This is a genomic window from Planosporangium thailandense (assembly GCF_011947195.1).
Lineage (GTDB): Bacteria > Actinomycetota > Actinomycetes > Mycobacteriales > Micromonosporaceae > Planosporangium > Planosporangium thailandense.
On sequence record NZ_JAATVY010000004.1, the window covers coordinates 264,301 to 279,308 of the forward strand.

Genomic DNA, 15,008 nt, shown 5'->3' on the forward strand with positions numbered 1-15,008 from the left:
CAAAACACCGCGGAGTCTTGCCACAAAGGTGCACGCTTGGGGCATGTCACTCAGGCGCTCCCGCGGCTACCCGGCCACCGAGGCCGGGTACGACGGTTACGACGAGTACGACGAGGACCTCGCCCCGACTCCGGCCGAACCCGTCCGCCGCTCCGCGCCGGCGTCGGTGCGCGTGGCCGCCCTCGTCGGGTACCTGGCCGGGCTCGCCCTCATCGCGATCGGCGCCGGGGCGTGGACGGTCTGGGCCGGCGGTGACCAGGCGCTCGGCGTGGACCGGATGGGCCTGCTCGGCGCCGACCTGCGCGACGTGGGCCCGGCCGGGGGACTGGTGTACGTCTTCGCCGGCCTGCTCGTGCTCGCGGTCGCGCGCCGGCTGCACCGGGGCCGGCAGTGGGTACGCGTCCTCGTGGTCGCCGGGTGCCTCCTGAGCATCGGCGTCACGCTCTACGTCGGGCTGGTCGGGCGCGGCGGCGTGAACGTGTTCGCCGGGCTCGTCCTGCCGGTGGTCTACGTGGTGCTGCTCAACCTGCCGACGGCCCGGTCCTGGTATCGCGACCGCTACTGATCGAGCGGGCCGCTGAGGTACCGCTGGATCGTCGGCCCGACCGTCGCCACCAGCGTCTCCCGGGGCGCGGTGGCGAGTGGTTCGAGCTTGATGATGTAGCGGGCCATGATCAGCCCCATCAGCTGCGACGCGACCAAGGACGCCCGAAGCGGCGCTTCCGTGGGGTCGAGATCGAGCTTGGCGATGACCCGGCGCAGGATCTGCGTGGTGATGAACTCCCGCAGCATCCGCGCCGACCAGTCGTGACTGACGGCGCTGCGTACCAGCGCGGCCGCTGAAGTGCCGGCGGGGGAGTCCCAGACGGTCAGGAACATCCGGACCAGGCGTTCGCCGATCCCGGCCAACCCGCCGGAGACGACCTGGTCGATCGCCTTGCCCGGGTCGATCGGCGCCTCCATGGCCGTGAGGAACAGCTTGTCCTTCGCGCCGAAGTAGTGGTGGACCAGCGCCGGGTCGACCCCGGCGGTGGTCGCGATCTGCCGGATCGAGGCCTTGTCGTAGCCGCGTTCGGCGAACGCCTGCCGGGCCGCCGCCAGGATCGCCTCCCGGGTGTCCTGGTTGCCGGGCCGCCGTCCGGTGCGGGGCATGCCTCTCCTTGGTGTTTCCTGGTCGCCGGCTATGCGGTGCGTCGGCGCAATGTTGCCGCGCCGAGCAGCAGGGCGACCACGATGCAGCCGACCACGACGGTCACGTCCCGCCACATCGTGGCGGTGGCGTCGGCGTGGTGGCTCACCTCGATGAGCGCGTCCACCGCGTACGTCATCGGCATCACATTACTGATCTTCTCCAACCAGCCCGCCATCTGGTCGCGGGGCCAGATCAGGCCGCACAGCAGCAGTTGCGGCAGGACGAAGGCGGGCATGAACTGCACGGCCTGGAACTCGCTGCGGGCGAACGCGCTGACCAGCAGCCCGATCGCCATGCCGAGAACGGCGTTGGCGATGGCGAGCCCGGCAACGGTCCAGGCGCTGCCGGCGGTGGTGAGGTCGAGCAGCGCGTACGCCAGCCCGGCCGCCACCGCCGCCTGCACCGCGGCGGCGAGGGCGAACGCCAGCGCGTACCCGAAAAGCAGGTCGAGCTTGTGCGCGGGCGTGGTGAGCAGACGTTCGAGGGTGCCGGTGGTCCGCTCGCGCAGCATGGCGACGCTGGTGACCAGGAACATCGCGACGAAGGGGAAGACCCCGAGCATGATCACGCCGACCCGGTCGAAGATGGCCGGCTGCGAGTCGAAGACGTAGCGCATCAGCGTCAGCAGCAGCGCCGGCACCACCAGCAGCAGGCCGATGGTGCGCGGGTCGTGGCGTAGTTGACGCAGGATGCGCGCGGTCGTGTGCAGGGTGATCCGGGCCGACATCAGGGGCTCACCTTCTCCTGGTTCTCCCGGGCGAGGACGAGGCGCAGGAAAGCCTCGTCCAGGTCGTCGGTGCCGGTGGCGGCGCGCACCGCGGCCGGCGTGTCGTCGGCGACGATGCGGCCGTCCCGGATGAGGATCAGCCGGTCGCAGCGGCCGGCCTCGTCCATGACGTGGCTGGACACCAGCAGCGTGGTCCCGGCCTCGGCGAGGGCGTGGAACTGCTGCCACAGGTCGTTGCGCAGGACCGGGTCCTGGCCGACGGTCGGCTCGTCGAGCACGAGCAGGCCCGGCCGGGAGATCAGGGCGCAGGCCAGCGACGCCCGGGCCCGCTGCCCGCCGGACAGGGTGGTGACGAGTTGGTCGCCCGCCTGCCTGAGCCCTACGTCGGCGATCGCCCGGTCGGCCTCGCGCGGGCCGACGCCGTAGAGGGAGGCGAAGTACCGGGCGTTCTCCCGGACGGTCAGATCGGCGTAGATGCTGGGCGCCTGGGTCACGTAGCCGACCGTGTGTCGAAGCGACGGACTGCCGGCGGGCCGGCCGAGCACGGTCACGCTGCCCGACCTGATCTTCTGCACGCCGACGACGCAGCGCATCAGTGTGGTCTTGCCGCTGCCGCTCGGGCCGAGCAGCCCGGTGACGCTGCCTGGCGGGACAGCGCAGCTCAGGCCGTGGAGCACCGGGCGCCTGCCGCGCGTGACGACCAGTTCGTCGATCACGACCGCGTTCTCCATGGTGGTCTCCGATAAGTCAACGAGTGTTGAAATCGACGGTAGATGAATTCCGGACGCGGCGCAAGCGAGTTGACTTAGAGTGCACTCGAAGCGGGAGGCTGACGTTTGTGGAGACAGCGATGAACACGGCACTGACCGTCAGCGAGGCGGCGGCGCGCTTCGGCCTGACCGCGCACACGCTTCGCTGGTACGAGCAGGTCGGCCTGGTCGACCCGGTACCGCGTGACGGGGCGGGGCGGCGGCGCTACGCCGAGGCCGACCTCAACCGGCTGGCGTTCCTGACCCGCCTGCGCACGACCGGGATGCCGGTACGCGAGATGCTGCGGTACGTCGAGCTGGCGCGGCTGGGGTCGGAGACGGAAGCGGCGCGCCGGGCGCTCCTCGAGGCGCACCGGCGCCGGGTGCTCGCCCGGATCGCCGATCTGGAGGCCGACCTGGAGGTGATCGACCGCAAGATCGCTTCTTATGGATCCTGATCTCTGCGATCTTGGGGATTTTGACACCGTATTCGATGGCAAAATCCCCAAGATCTGCCGGTTTCAGGCGGATCGCCATCCGGCTGCGCTCAGCGCCGCGCGCATCTGCGTCGCCACCTCGTCGGGACGGCGCGCCACGACCCAGGCCGGGAAGCGGAGGACGCGGTCACCCCGTATCCAGAGGTCATTTTGCCGCCGCATGTCCGCCCACCACGTGCGGACCTCCAGGTGGAAGGAGCCGTCGACTTCGACGTGCACCCGCCACCCGCTCCAGTACGCGTCCAGGTACCGCCGTCGGCCGCTCGTGTCCGTCCGCTCCGTCTGCTGATCCGGCAACGGCAGTCCGAACCGCCGGCACAGCTTGACCAGGTCCACTTCGGTCAGCGAATGCGCGCCGCCGGCGGCATACCGCGCGGTCTCGAGGACGAGTGCCCGCCGCCGGCTGCGGGTCAGCGCGGCGACCACCGACTCGATCTCTTCTCTCGACACCCGTCGCTGCTGGAACGCCGCGGCCACGACGGCGCGCGCGTCACCGTCGGTACGTGCCCACGCTGCGGCGTCGACGACGGCCCTGGCCATCGTGGTGCGCGGCGGAGCGCCCGGCCGTACGTGATCCGGCGGGAGCACCTCGGTGCGGTGGATGCGCACGCCGGCTCTCCGCCCGACCTGCCGGTGCCCGGGCACGAGGAGGTCGATGGCCCCGGCGTCGAACCCCCGCAGTCCGCCGAGCGCGGCAGCGGTGGCGCCGGCGCAGACCGCGCCGTCACCGACGTCCAGAACCGCGACCCACAACCGCTGCGACCGGGTCAGCGGACCGTTGTGCGCGACCACCACGCCCCGTCCGGCGCGTTGCCAGCGGCCGCTGCGCAACAGGTTCTGCAACGAGCCCCGGCCGACCTCGGCAAGCGCCTGTTCCCGACTGAGCACCTGGCACTGCTGGTAGAGCAGCCAGTCCAGCTCCGGGGCATCGCGGGCGGGAAGGGGAGACGCGTCGTCGGCGTACATCCGATCGAGTGTCGTGGTTCGCGACGGGCGCCGCGGTCCCCCTGTGGACAACTGTGCCGACCACCTAGATCTTGGGGATCTTGACACCGTATTCGATGTCAAAATCCCCAAGATTGCGGCGTGGGCAGGTGGCTCAGAGGGCGAGGACGCGGTCGAGAAGCTCCCGGTACCGCAGGACGGCCACCCGTAGCTCCTCCGTGTCCGGGTTGTCGCAACTGTGCCGCGGATCCAGTTCGGCGTGCTGACGGGCCAGCGCGGCGGTCAGCGCGTTCACGGCCTCGGTGACGACCGCGGCGGTCGCCGTCACCGCGAAGTTCGGATCGTCGACGAACAGGCTGCCCGCCTCGCGGATCCGTGCCCGGAACGCTTCGGCCTCGGCGCTCGCGCCGCTCCACAGCGCGATCCGGGCCTGAGGAAGGTCACCGGGGCGAAGCGCCCGCGCCGCTTCCGTCGGTGGCTCGGGAGCCTCGGCCTCGGCGCCGTCCGGCTTGACTGCCTCGGCGTCGGCACCGTCCGGCTCGTCTGCCTCGGCGTCGGCGCCGTCCGGCTCGGTGATCTCCGTGACTTCCGTGGCCTCCGCCGTCTCCGGGCGGTCCGGCTCGACGATCTCCACGCCGTCGGCAGAGGCGTCGGCAGAGGCGTCGGCAGAAGCGTCGGCAGAGTCGGCGGGGTCGGCCGCACCCGCTCGTGCCGGTGCCGGGGTCACCGTCGGCCCGGCCACCGTCGGCCCGGCCACCGTCGGCCCGGCCACCGTCGGCCCGGCCACCGTCGGCCCGGCCGACGTCGGCCCGGCCACCGTCGGACGGCCCCCGGACGTGCCCTCCGGCTGCGCCGGGACCGGCACCGGCGGCAGCGGCTCGCCCTGTTGCCGCGGGGGCGGCTCCCACGGGCTGCGCTGCGCGGGTATCCAGGCCGCGCCGGCCACCGGCGGGAAGGGCTGGAGGGGCGGAGGCGGTACGCCGCGGTCGAACGCGCCGCCCGTCGTATCCGGGTACATGATGCTCCTTAGGCCACTGTCGGTCCGGCTGACCCGAGCACCGGCGCGCGGCGCCGGTGGCAATCAATGCATGCCGATGAGCGTCCTCAACGTACCGCCGATCGCGACCGGTGCGCATCCTTCCGGTTTGCCGCCAGGGGGACCGCAGGTCGCAGCGGGTGGGGCGGGCCGCCGGCCGGCGCGGCGGATGGGAGACAATCGGGCACTGTGCAGCCCCAACCAGACCCAGACACACAGCTCGCCCCGGACATCGCCGCCCGGCTGAAGCGCGACCCGGCCGGCCTGGTCCCCGCGATCGTCCAGGAGGCCGGCACCGGCACCGTCCTGATGCTCGCGTGGATGGACGACGAGGCGCTGCGGCGCACGCTCGCCACGGGCCGGGCGACCTACTGGTCGCGCAGCCGCCGCGAGTACTGGGTCAAGGGCGCCACCTCGGGCCACCACCAGCACGTACGCTCGGTGGCCCTCGACTGCGACGGCGACACGCTGCTGCTGACCGTCGACCAGGTCGGCGCGGCCTGCCACACCGGCGCGCACAGCTGCTTCTTCGACGTTCTCCAGGAGGCGAAGCCGTGACCACGGGCGCCGTCGTACCCGACGAGTCGACCTTCCGGGCGCTGGCCCGTACCCGGCGGGTGGTCCCCGTGACGCGGCGGCTGCTCGCCGACGGCGAGACGCCGGTCGGGGTCTACCGCAAGCTCGCCGGCGGTCCGGGGACGTTCCTGCTGGAGTCGGCCGAGCAGGGCGTCGGCTCCGCGGGCGCGGTCTGGTCGCGGTACTCGTTCATCGGCGTACGCAGCGCCGCGACGCTCGTCGAGCGGGACGGCCGCGCGGTGTGGCTGGGCGACCCGCCCGCCGGGGTGCCGGCCGACGGCGACCCGGCGGAGGTGCTGCGGGCGACGGTGGCGGCGCTGCAGACTCCGGAGCCCGACGAGATCGACCTGCCGCCGCTGTCGGGCGGGATGGTCGGGTACGTCGCCTACGACATGGTCCGCCGGTTCGAGCGGCTGCCCGCGCTCGCCGAGGACGACCTGGGACAGCCGGCGCTGGGCATGATGCTCGCCACCGACCTGGTGGCGCTCGACCACTTCGCGGGCGCCGCGGTGCTGATCGCCAACGCCGTTCTGCCGGTGGATCCGTCGGACGACGACCTCAAGGCCGCCTACCACCAGGCGATCGGCCGGCTGGACGCGATGACCACCGCCCTGTCGCGGCCGACCCCGCCGATGGTCTCCACCGTCGAGGTGGGCCGGGTCGCGCCGCCGACCAGCCGGACACCGGCCGGGGAGTACCCGAAGGCCGTGGAGGCGGCGAAGGAGGCGATCCGGGCCGGCGAGTGCTTCCAGATCGTGGTCGCCCAGCGCTTCGAACGCCCCACGGACGCCGACCCGATCGACGTGTACCGGGTGCTGCGCACCACCAACCCCAGCCCGTACATGTACCTGCTGCGCTTCGACGGGTTCGACATCGTCGGCTCGTCGCCGGAGGTGCACGTCAAGGTCACCGGCCGGCGGGCGATGCTGCACCCGATCGCGGGCACCCGCCCCCGCGGCGCGACGCAGGCGGAGGACACGGCCCTGGCCACCGAGCTGCTGTCCGACCCCAAGGAGCGCTCCGAGCACGTGATGCTGGTCGACCTGGCGCGCAACGACCTGGGCCGGGTCTGCAAGCCGGGCACGGTCGACGTGCCGGAGTTCGCCACGGTCGAGCGGTACAGCCACGTGATGCACATCGTCAGCACCGTCACCGGCGAGCTGGCAGACGGGTCCTGCGCGTTCGACACCCTCGCCGCGACGTTCCCGGCCGGCACCCTGTCGGGCGCGCCGAAGGTACGCGCGATGGAGATCATCGAGTCGCTGGAGCCGACCCGGCGCGGCGTGTACGGCGGGGTGGTCGGCTACTTCGGCTTCGGCGGTGACATGGACACGGCCATCGCGATCCGCACCGCGCTGTTCCGCGACGGCGTCGCGTACGTGTCGGCCGGCGCCGGGGTGGTGGCCGACTCCAACCCGGACGCCGAGGAGACCGAGACCCGCAACAAGGCCGCCGCGGTGCTCGCCGCGATCGCGGCCGCGGAGACGCTGCGGCCGGCGCGATGAGCCCGAACCGGGTACGCCTCCTCGCGGTCCTCGGCTGCGCCGCCGGTGCCGGGCTGGTGCTGATGGCCGCCGGCCGCACCTGGGGGCACGTCACCGTGGTACGCCCGGCGCCGCTGCCGCCGCTGCACCAGGCCAGGACCGGCGCCGCCCTGCTGCCCTGGCTGTCCCCGCTCGCGCTGGCGACGCTCGCCGGGGCGGGGGCGCTGCTGGCCACCCGGGGGCTGGTACGCGCCGCCGTAGGGGTCCTGCTGGTGCTGTCCGGGCTGGGCCTGGTCGCCGGGGCCGGCACGCGCCTTTCCAGCGGTGCGTCGCCGGGCTGGCCGCTGGTCGTGGTCGTGGGCGGTCTGCTCGTGGCCGCGGCGGGCGTCGTGACGGTCGCGCGCGGTCGGACCTGGCCGGGCATGGGTGCGCGGTACGACCGTCCGACGCGCGGCTCGGGCGGTGCGGGCACGCCGCGCACCGAGGCACAGCTGTGGGACGCGCTCGACCGGGGCGAGGACCCCACCCGATAGGGGGCTTGACATTATGCCCCACCCCGTTTGGTGACCGCGCCCATACCCCGGACGCCTGTCGTCCGCGGCATCCGCTTAGCATCGGCGCATGACAGCGGAAGAGGGGAGTCCGCCGACGAACCCGTCGCGATTCCAGCCCGAGTCCGGTCACGTGCTGGATGAGATCCTGGCTGGCGTACGTGAAGACGTGGCCGTACGTCAGGAGCGGGTTCCGCTGGAGCGGATCAAGGAGCTGGCCGCGGCGGCACCGCCGGCCAAGGACGCGTACTCGATTTTGCGGGCCCCCGGAGTCGGGGTGATCGCCGAGGTCAAACGGTCGTCGCCGTCCAAGGGACAGCTGGCCGAGATCCCGGACCCCGCCGAGCTCGCCAGGGAGTACGCGGCGGGTGGCGCCCGGTGCGTGAGCGTGCTGACCGAGGGGCGCTGGTTCGGCGGGAGCCTGGAAGACTTCGCGGCGGTACGGGCCAAGGTCGACATCCCGTTGTTGCGCAAGGACTTCGTCGTCTCCAGCTACCAGGTCCACGAGGCCCGCGCCTACGGTGCGGACGTCGTCCTGCTGATCGTCGCGGCGCTCGACCAGAACGCGCTGTCGGGCCTGCTCGACCGGGTCGAGAGCCTCGGCATGACGGCGCTGGTCGAGGTGCACAACGAAGAAGAGGCCGACCGGGCCCTCGACGCCGGCGCCCGCGTGATCGGCGTCAACGCCCGCGACCTGCGTACCCTCGAGGTGGACCGCTCGGTGTTCGAGCGGATCGCCCCGGGGCTGCCGGGGCACGTCGTCAAGATCGCGGAGTCGGGCGTGCGTGGCCCGCACGATCTGATCCGCTACGCCTCGGCCGGCGCCGACGCGGTACTTGTCGGAGAGGGACTGGTGACACACAAGAGCCCCCGGGAGGCGGTGGCCGAGCTGGTGACGGCCGGTAGCCACCCGGCGACCCCGAGGCCGACCCGATGAGCGACCTCGGTCCCAATGAAACCGGGCATTTCGGCCGCTACGGCGGTCGGTTCGTGCCGGAGGCGCTGATCGCGGCGCTCGACCAGCTCGACGTCGAGTACCGCAAGGCCATGACCGACGACGAGTTCCAGGCCGAGTTCGGCCGGCTGCTGCGCGACTACGCGGGCACCCCGTCGATGCTGTACTTCGCGGAACGGTTGTCGGCCCAGGCCGGCGCGCGGATCTTCCTCAAGCGCGAGGACCTCAACCACACCGGCGCGCACAAGGTCCGCAACGTGCTCGGCCAGGCGCTGCTGACCCGCCGGATGGGCAAGAAGCGGATCATCGCCGAGACCGGCGCGGGGCAGCACGGTGTCGCGAGCGCGACCGCCGCGGCCCTGCTCGACCTCGAGTGCGTCGTGTACATGGGCGAGGAGGACACCCGCCGGCAGGCGCTCAACGTCGCGCGCATGGAGCTGCTCGGCGCCACGGTCGTCCCGGTGCAGACCGGCTCTCGTACCCTCAAGGACGCCATCAACGAGGCGCTGCGGGACTGGGTGACCAACGTCGACTCGACGCACTACCTGCTGGGCACCGCGGCCGGTCCGCACCCGTTCCCGGCCATGGTGCGCGACTTCGTCCGCGGTATCGGCGTCGAGGCGCGCCAGCAGATCCTCGACGCCACCGGGTCGCTGCCCGACGCCGTCGCGGCGTGCGTCGGCGGCGGCTCCAACGCGATCGGCATCTTCCACGCGTTCGTCCCCGACACCGACGTCCGGCTGTACGGCTTCGAAGCCGGCGGCGACGGCGTCGAGACCGGTCGGCACGCGGCCAGCATCACCGGCGGCGGGCTCGGCGTGCTGCACGGCGCGAAGACGTACCTGCTGCAGGACGAGGACGGGCAGACGATCGAGTCGCACTCGATCTCGGCCGGGCTGGACTACCCGGCGGTCGGCCCGGAGCACGCGTGGCTGCACGACACCGGACGGGCGACCTACGAGCCGGTGACCGACGCCGAGGCGATGAAGGCGTTCCGGCTGCTGTGCCGTACCGAGGGCATCATCCCGGCGATCGAGAGCTCGCACGCCCTCGCGGGCGCGCTGCGGATCGCGCCGACGCTCGCGGCGGAGCTGGGGCGTACGCCGACGATCGTGGTCAACCTGTCGGGGCGCGGCGACAAGGACGTCGAGACCGCGGGCCAGTGGTTCGGCGTGCTGGACGGTGAAGAATGAGCGAGCGGAGCGAGCGAATCAGGGGCGCAGTGCGTCGCGAAAGCATCGCGGAGCGAAGCGAAGCGATCGTATGAGCGTCTCGGTTGCCTTTGACAAGGCGCGCTCGGAGGGGCGTTCGGTGCTCGTCGGCTACCTGCCGGCCGGGTTCCCGACCGTCGACGGCGGCATCGCCGCGATCCGGGCCATGGTCGAGGCCGGCGTCGACGTGGTCGAGGTCGGTTTCCCGTACTCCGACCCGGTCATGGACGGACCCGTGATCCAGCGGGCCGCGGAAGCCGCGCTCGCGGGCGGTGTCCGCGCGGCCGACGTGCTGCGGACGGTCGAGGCGGTCGCCGACGCCGGCGCCTCCATCCTGGTCATGTCGTACTGGAACCCCATCGAGCGCTACGGGGTGGCGGCCTTCGCCCGTGACCTCGCCGCCGCCGGCGGCGCCGGGCTCATCACCCCCGACCTGATCCCGGACGAGGCCGACGAGTGGATCGCCGCGTCCGACGAGCACGGGCTCGACCGGGTGTTCCTGGTCGCGCCGTCGTCGACCGACGAGCGGGTACGCATGACCACGGCGGCGTGCCGCGGCTTCGTGTACGCCAGCAGCGTCATGGGCGTCACCGGCGCCCGCGACCAGACGTCGAGCGCCGCGCCGGTCCTCGTCGACCGGGTACGGCGCCTGTCGGCCGACCCGGCCCTCCCGGTCGCCGTCGGCCTCGGCGTACGCGACGGCGCCCAGGCGGCCGAGGTCGCGTCCTTCGCCGACGGCGTCATCGTCGGCAGTGCCCTGGTCGGGTGCCTGCTGGGCGCGCCGGACCTCGACGCGGGGCTGAGCGCGTTGCGCACCCTCACCGCCGACCTGGCCGGCGGCGTTACTCGTACTTCTTCATGATCGCGGAAACTTTTCCGTGTTCCAGCACGGAAAAGTTTCCGCGATCATGGTGAGCCGACGGCAGCCGGGGTCGGCTCGGTCGCGCCGGTGAGGTCGGTGCGTTCCCGCATCACGTCGCGGCGTACGGTGCGCAGCACCCCGGACCGGCCGGCGACGGCGTCGGACAGGGCCGCCCGGGCCGTGGCGGTCAGCGCCTCCGGTAGCGAATCCGGATCGTGCCACGACAGTCGCTGGACGCGGCCGGGCGCGTTCACGGCCACCTCGCCGCCGTGCCACCTGCCGCGGAACACGTGGACGACCAGGTCCGGCAGGCCGTTGCCGCAGCCGTCGCCGGTCAGCTGGTAGAGGCCGACCAGGTCGGACAGCTCGATCTCCGCCCCGGTCTCCTGGCGGACATCGCGGATGACGGCGTGGACGGGGCTCTCGCTGTTGCGGATCCGACCGCCGGGCAGGCCCCACAGCGGGTGGCCCTGGGGAAGCTGGCACAGCAGCAGGCGCCCGGCGTCGTCTGAGATAACAGCGGCGACCACCGAGGTGCACGGATGGTCGCTCACATGCGTGGCGTCGGCTTTCTCAGCCGAAGAGAGCTGGCTCATATTGGGAAGCCTAGAACCGGGCAACGGGTGTGACCACCGCAACGCACACGGCAGGAGTACGGGGTAGCGTGTGCACCCGTGAATTCTGTGGCGCTCACCCCCCTCGCCGAGATTCCGAGCCCGACGCAGAGCGTGTGGCACCTCGGCCCGCTGCCGGTCCGTGCGTACGCCCTGTGCATCGTGCTCGGCATCATCGCCGCCTGCGCGGTCACCGAGATCAGGATGCGCCGCCGCGGCGCGCCGGAGTGGGCCGTGCTCGACATCGCGGTGTGGGCGGTGCCGTTCGGCATCGTCGGCGCCCGGATCTACCACGTGATCACCTCACCGGACGCGTACTTCGGTGCCGGCGGCCACCCGCTCGACGCGTTCAAGATCTGGAACGGCGGCCTGGGCATCTGGGGCGCGGTCGCCGGCGGCGCGCTCGGCGCCTGGCTCGGGGCGCGGCGGATGGGCATCCCGCTGGCGTTCGTCGCCGACGCGCTCGCGCCCGGCCTGCCGCTGGCCCAGGGCCTCGGCCGGTGGGGCAACTGGTTCAACAACGAGCTGTTCGGCGGGCGCACCTCGCTGCCGTGGGGCCTGCAGGTCCACCGGTGGGACGGCACCACCGGCATGGCGGAGAAGGACGCGGCCGGCCACGCCTACACGCTGCCTGGGCTCTACCAGCCGACGTTCCTGTACGAGTCGCTGTGGGACATCGGCGTGGCGATCCTGGTCTGGCAGCTCGACCGGCGCTACCGCTTCGGGCGCGGCCGGGCGTTCGCGCTGTACGTCATGGCGTACACGGTCGGCCGGTTCTGGGTCGAGGCGCTGCGCGACGACCCCGCCCACCACTTCCTGGGCCTGCGGCTCAACGACTGGACCGCGATCATCGTCTTCCTCGGCGCGCTGATCTACTTCGTACGGGTACGCGGCCCGCAGCAGCGCCTCACCGTCGCCGAGGACGGCAAGATCCTGGTGGCGCCGGCGGCCGGGGCAGCCGAGGCCGGAGCGGTGGCGGAGCCCGGCGAGGCCGGAGCGGTGGCGGAGCCCGGCAAGGCCGAGACGGCGGCGGACCCGGGCGAGGCAGCGGCAGAGCCGGCGGCCGAGACCGACCAGCCACCCGCCCACGAACCGCCGGCCGACACGTCCGAGAGCGAGTCCGCGCCGTCGCAACCGTAGCCGGATCCCGGATGCGCTCCGCGGTCGTCGTCGGCGCCGGCATCGGCGGGCTCGCCGCCGCCGGCGCGCTGGCCCGGACCGGATGGCAGGTCACGCTCCTCGAACAGCGGGAGCGGATCCGACCGGCCCCGGGTGCGGTGCTGCTGTGGCCGGGCGGGCTGCGCGCGCTGCGGTCCCTCGGCCTCGACGAGGGGCTCGACGCGGTCGCGACCCCGGTGCACACCGCCGGCCTGCGCCGTCCCGACGGCCGCTGGCTGCACAAGGGGAGCCCGGCCGACGGCATGACGCCGTACGTGGTGCACGGCGAAGACCTGCACGACGCGCTCGTGGCCGGGCTCGGCGAACGCGTCGATCTCCGGCCCGGGGTGGCCGTGCGGACGGTACCCGGCCGGGAGGGTCGCCCCGCGGTCGGCGACGGGCGCGCCACCTGGGAGGCCGACCTGGTCGTCGCCGCCGACGGGGTGGGCAGCACGGTACGGCAGCGGCTGGTCCCCGACAGCCGACCCGTCAGCGGCGGGTACGCGGCCTGGCGGGCGGTTATCCCGTGGTACCGCGCCCCGCGGCTGCCGGACAGCACCCCGGCCGCCGGGGAGACGCTGAGCGTGGGGCAGCGGTTCAGGTACGCGTCCCTCGGCGAGCGGCGATCGGCCGAGGTGTCGGGCCGGGGCGGGATCTGCTGGCTGGCGACCGTGCCGGGTGCGGCCCGGCCGGAGCCGCCCGAGGTGCAGCTGTCCCTGCTGCGGCGGTGGTTCGCGGGCTGGCACGCGCCCGTGGCGCAGCTACTGGCGGTGACCGAGCCCGACGACCTGGTTCAACAGGACGTCAGCGAGCTGAGCCCGCTGCCCGCGGCGTTCGCTTTCCCCGCCGGCGCCGGCGGGTACGTGCTGCTCGGCGATGCCGCGCACGCCCTCGCCGACCACCTGGGCCAGGGCCCGTCCGTGGCCCTCGAGGACGCGGCGACGTTGCAGGCGCTCGTCCGCGACGCGTCACCCGGCCCCGCGCTGGCCGGCGCGCTGCGGGCGTACCAACGCGCCCGGCGGCGCCGGGCGGCCCGGCTGGCCCGGCAGAGCCGGCGGGTGGCGGCCGTGCTGGAGGGCGCGGGCGGCCGGCTCGGGCTCCGGGCCCGGCGCGTCGCGCTCGGTACGGTGGCGCCGCGGCTGTTCAAGGCCGCCGCGGCGGGCGCCAGCGACTGGCGGCCGCTCGCCGGCTCCGATTCGTGATCACACCGACGACAGTTCGCCGTGCTCCACACAGCTGGCCCGCCAGCCGGCCGGCAGCACCTGTACCTTCATCCGGCGCCGGCACCTGCCGCAGTAACGGGGCGGCTCGAGTTGCCGGGCGGCGGCGCAGGCCTCGTGGCCACCGTCGGCGAGCGCCCCGCCGCATCGATCACACCACTGCATGGTCACAGCGTCGCAGACAGCGCCTTGACCGGCATGCTCAACTCCTCGAGCAGCGCCAGGTCCTCGTCGGGGCGGCGGCCGAGCGTCGTGAGGTAGTTGCCGACGATCACGGCGTTCACCCCGCCCAGGAGGCCGTCCCGGGTGCCGAGGTCACCCAGCGTGATCTCCCGGCCGCCGGCGTAGCGCAGGATCGTACGCGGCAGCGCCAGCCGGAACGCGGCGATCGCCCGGAGCGCGTCCTTCGGGTCGAGTACCGGCTGGTCGGCCAGCGGCGTGCCGGGGCGCGGGTTGAGGAAGTTGAGCGGAACCTCGTGCGGGTCGAGCACCTGCAGCTGGGCGGCGAACTCGGCCCGCTGCTCGACGCTCTCGCCCAGGCCGAGGATGCCGCCGCAGCAGACCTCCATGCCGGAGTCGCGCACCATCCGCAGCGTGTCCCAGCGCTCCTCCCAGGAGTGGGTGGTGACGACGTTGGGGAAGTACGAGCGGGCCGTCTCGAGGTTGTGGTTGTAGCGGTGCACCCCGAGCTCGACGAGCTCGTCGACCTGTGCCTGCGTGAGCATGCCGATCGAGGCCGCGATGTTGATGTCGACGGCCTCGCGGATCGCCGCCACGCCCTCGCGCAGCTGCGCCATCAGCTTGGCGTCCGGGCCGCGGACGGCGGCCACGATGCAGAACTCGGTCGCGCCGGTGGCCGCCGTCTGCTTGGCCGCCTCGACGAGCGCGGGGATGTCCAGCCAGACCGAGCGTACGGGCGACGCGAACAGGCCCGACTGCGAGCAGAAGTGGCAGTCCTCGGGGCAGCCGCCGGTCTTGAGCGACACGATGCCCTCGACCTCGACCTCCGGGCCGCACCAGCGCATCCGTACCTGGTGGGCCAGTTCGAGAATGGACGGTATCTGGTCGTCGGGCAGCCGCAGCACCTCGAGCACGCCGGTCTCGTCCAGACCGACACCGGTCTCCAGAACGCGTTGGGCACGTGCAAGTACGGTCTCAGGCATGGCCGTACCCTACAAGGCCCGGGGATCGGCCGCGCTGAGCGATCCCACCCGGAGTGATCTTCCTCGAC

The 15,008-nt window shown here is 73.0% G+C and carries 17 protein-coding genes and 1 pseudogene; 10 read left to right on the forward strand and 8 right to left on the reverse strand.

The annotated features are described in order from the left end of the window. The first annotated feature begins 43 nt into the window (after window positions 1-43). On the forward strand, window positions 44-565 hold the full coding sequence (locus HC031_RS08875; RefSeq protein ID WP_167924709.1) for a hypothetical protein: 522 nt from the start codon (window positions 44-46) through the stop codon (window positions 563-565). Here the strand turns inward: HC031_RS08875 and HC031_RS08880 are convergent. From HC031_RS08880 to HC031_RS08890, 3 genes are read right to left on the reverse strand one after another with little or no spacing between them, the layout of a single operon-like run. Continuing rightward, on the reverse strand, window positions 559-1,152 hold the full coding sequence (locus HC031_RS08880; RefSeq protein ID WP_167924710.1) for a TetR/AcrR family transcriptional regulator: 594 nt from the start codon (window positions 1,150-1,152) through the stop codon (window positions 559-561). The genes HC031_RS08875 and HC031_RS08880 overlap by 7 nt on opposite strands. A gap of 29 nt (window positions 1,153-1,181) precedes the next feature. Next, a complete protein-coding gene (locus tag HC031_RS08885) occupies window positions 1,182-1,919 on the reverse strand; it encodes an ABC transporter permease (protein ID WP_167924711.1) in 738 nt (245 codons plus the stop codon). Then, window positions 1,919-2,650 (reverse strand): ABC transporter ATP-binding protein, encoded by a 732-nt coding sequence (locus HC031_RS08890; RefSeq protein ID WP_167924712.1) that lies wholly within the window; start codon window positions 2,648-2,650, stop codon window positions 1,919-1,921. Before HC031_RS08890 ends, HC031_RS08885 begins: the two co-directional genes overlap by 1 nt. Before the next feature lie 119 nt (window positions 2,651-2,769). Here HC031_RS08890 and HC031_RS08895 point away from each other — a divergent pair, with 119 nt between their 5' ends. Beyond that, window positions 2,770-3,126, forward strand: a complete 357-nt coding sequence (locus tag HC031_RS08895; RefSeq protein ID WP_167924713.1) for a MerR family transcriptional regulator — start codon at window positions 2,770-2,772, stop codon at window positions 3,124-3,126. 63 nt (window positions 3,127-3,189) lie between these two features. Here HC031_RS08895 and HC031_RS08900 read toward each other — a convergent pair whose 3' ends face one another. Further along, on the reverse strand, window positions 3,190-4,131 hold the full coding sequence (locus tag HC031_RS08900) for a PDDEXK family nuclease (protein WP_167924714.1): 942 nt from the start codon (window positions 4,129-4,131) through the stop codon (window positions 3,190-3,192). Between the two features lie 133 nt (window positions 4,132-4,264). Beyond that, window positions 4,265-5,128, reverse strand: coding sequence for a hypothetical protein (locus HC031_RS08905; protein WP_167924715.1), 864 nt, complete (start codon window positions 5,126-5,128; stop codon window positions 4,265-4,267). 207 nt (window positions 5,129-5,335) lie between these two features. Between HC031_RS08905 and hisI the strand changes: the two genes are divergently transcribed. The 6 genes from hisI (at window position 5,336) to trpA (ending at window position 10,785) form a co-directional block, all read left to right on the forward strand. Continuing rightward, complete coding sequence (gene hisI / locus HC031_RS32950; protein ID WP_338090550.1) at window positions 5,336-5,704, forward strand: phosphoribosyl-AMP cyclohydrolase; 369 nt, start codon at window positions 5,336-5,338, stop codon at window positions 5,702-5,704. Beyond that, window positions 5,701-7,227 (forward strand): anthranilate synthase component I, encoded by a 1,527-nt coding sequence (locus HC031_RS08915; protein WP_167924717.1) that lies wholly within the window; start codon window positions 5,701-5,703, stop codon window positions 7,225-7,227. Before hisI ends, HC031_RS08915 begins: the two co-directional genes overlap by 4 nt. Then, a complete protein-coding gene (locus HC031_RS08920) occupies window positions 7,224-7,739 on the forward strand; it encodes a Trp biosynthesis-associated membrane protein (RefSeq protein ID WP_167924718.1) in 516 nt (171 codons plus the stop codon). Before HC031_RS08915 ends, HC031_RS08920 begins: the two co-directional genes overlap by 4 nt. 151 nt (window positions 7,740-7,890) lie before the next feature. Continuing rightward, window positions 7,891-8,694: an indole-3-glycerol phosphate synthase TrpC gene (trpC, locus tag HC031_RS08925; RefSeq protein ID WP_167924888.1), complete on the forward strand. Its 804-nt coding sequence runs from the start codon at window positions 7,891-7,893 to the stop codon at window positions 8,692-8,694. Then, the gene (gene trpB, locus HC031_RS08930) at window positions 8,691-9,905 is read left to right on the forward strand and encodes a tryptophan synthase subunit beta (RefSeq protein WP_167924719.1); all 1,215 of its coding nucleotides are present in this window, start codon (window positions 8,691-8,693) and stop codon (window positions 9,903-9,905) included. Before trpC ends, trpB begins: the two co-directional genes overlap by 4 nt. Window positions 9,906-9,975: 70 nt before the next feature. Next, complete coding sequence (gene trpA, locus HC031_RS08935) at window positions 9,976-10,785, forward strand: tryptophan synthase subunit alpha (RefSeq protein ID WP_167924720.1); 810 nt, start codon at window positions 9,976-9,978, stop codon at window positions 10,783-10,785. Window positions 10,786-10,829: 44 nt separating this feature from the next. Here trpA and HC031_RS08940 read toward each other — a convergent pair whose 3' ends face one another. Continuing rightward, window positions 10,830-11,381 carry an NUDIX hydrolase gene (locus HC031_RS08940; protein WP_167924721.1) on the reverse strand — a complete coding sequence of 184 codons (552 nt, stop codon included), beginning with the start codon at window positions 11,379-11,381 and terminating at the stop codon, window positions 10,830-10,832. A 78-nt stretch (window positions 11,382-11,459) separates the two neighbouring features. Here HC031_RS08940 and lgt point away from each other — a divergent pair, with 78 nt between their 5' ends. Both lgt and HC031_RS08950 read left to right on the forward strand, forming a co-directional pair. Continuing rightward, a complete protein-coding gene (lgt, locus tag HC031_RS08945) occupies window positions 11,460-12,539 on the forward strand; it encodes a prolipoprotein diacylglyceryl transferase (protein WP_167924722.1) in 1,080 nt (359 codons plus the stop codon). An 11-nt stretch (window positions 12,540-12,550) separates the two neighbouring features. After that, window positions 12,551-13,759: an FAD-dependent monooxygenase gene (locus tag HC031_RS08950; protein WP_167924723.1), complete on the forward strand. Its 1,209-nt coding sequence runs from the start codon at window positions 12,551-12,553 to the stop codon at window positions 13,757-13,759. Here HC031_RS08950 and bsaP read toward each other — a convergent pair. Together bsaP and bioB are read right to left on the reverse strand one after the other, a co-directional pair. Beyond that, window positions 13,760-13,936, reverse strand: a pseudogene (gene bsaP, locus HC031_RS08955) (biotin synthase auxiliary protein BsaP); the annotation flags it as partial. It abuts the gene before it with no gap. Window positions 13,937-13,944: 8 nt separating this feature from the next. Beyond that, window positions 13,945-14,940, reverse strand: a complete 996-nt coding sequence (gene bioB / locus HC031_RS08960) for a biotin synthase BioB (protein WP_167924725.1) — start codon at window positions 14,938-14,940, stop codon at window positions 13,945-13,947. Between the last annotated feature and the right edge of the window lie 68 nt (window positions 14,941-15,008).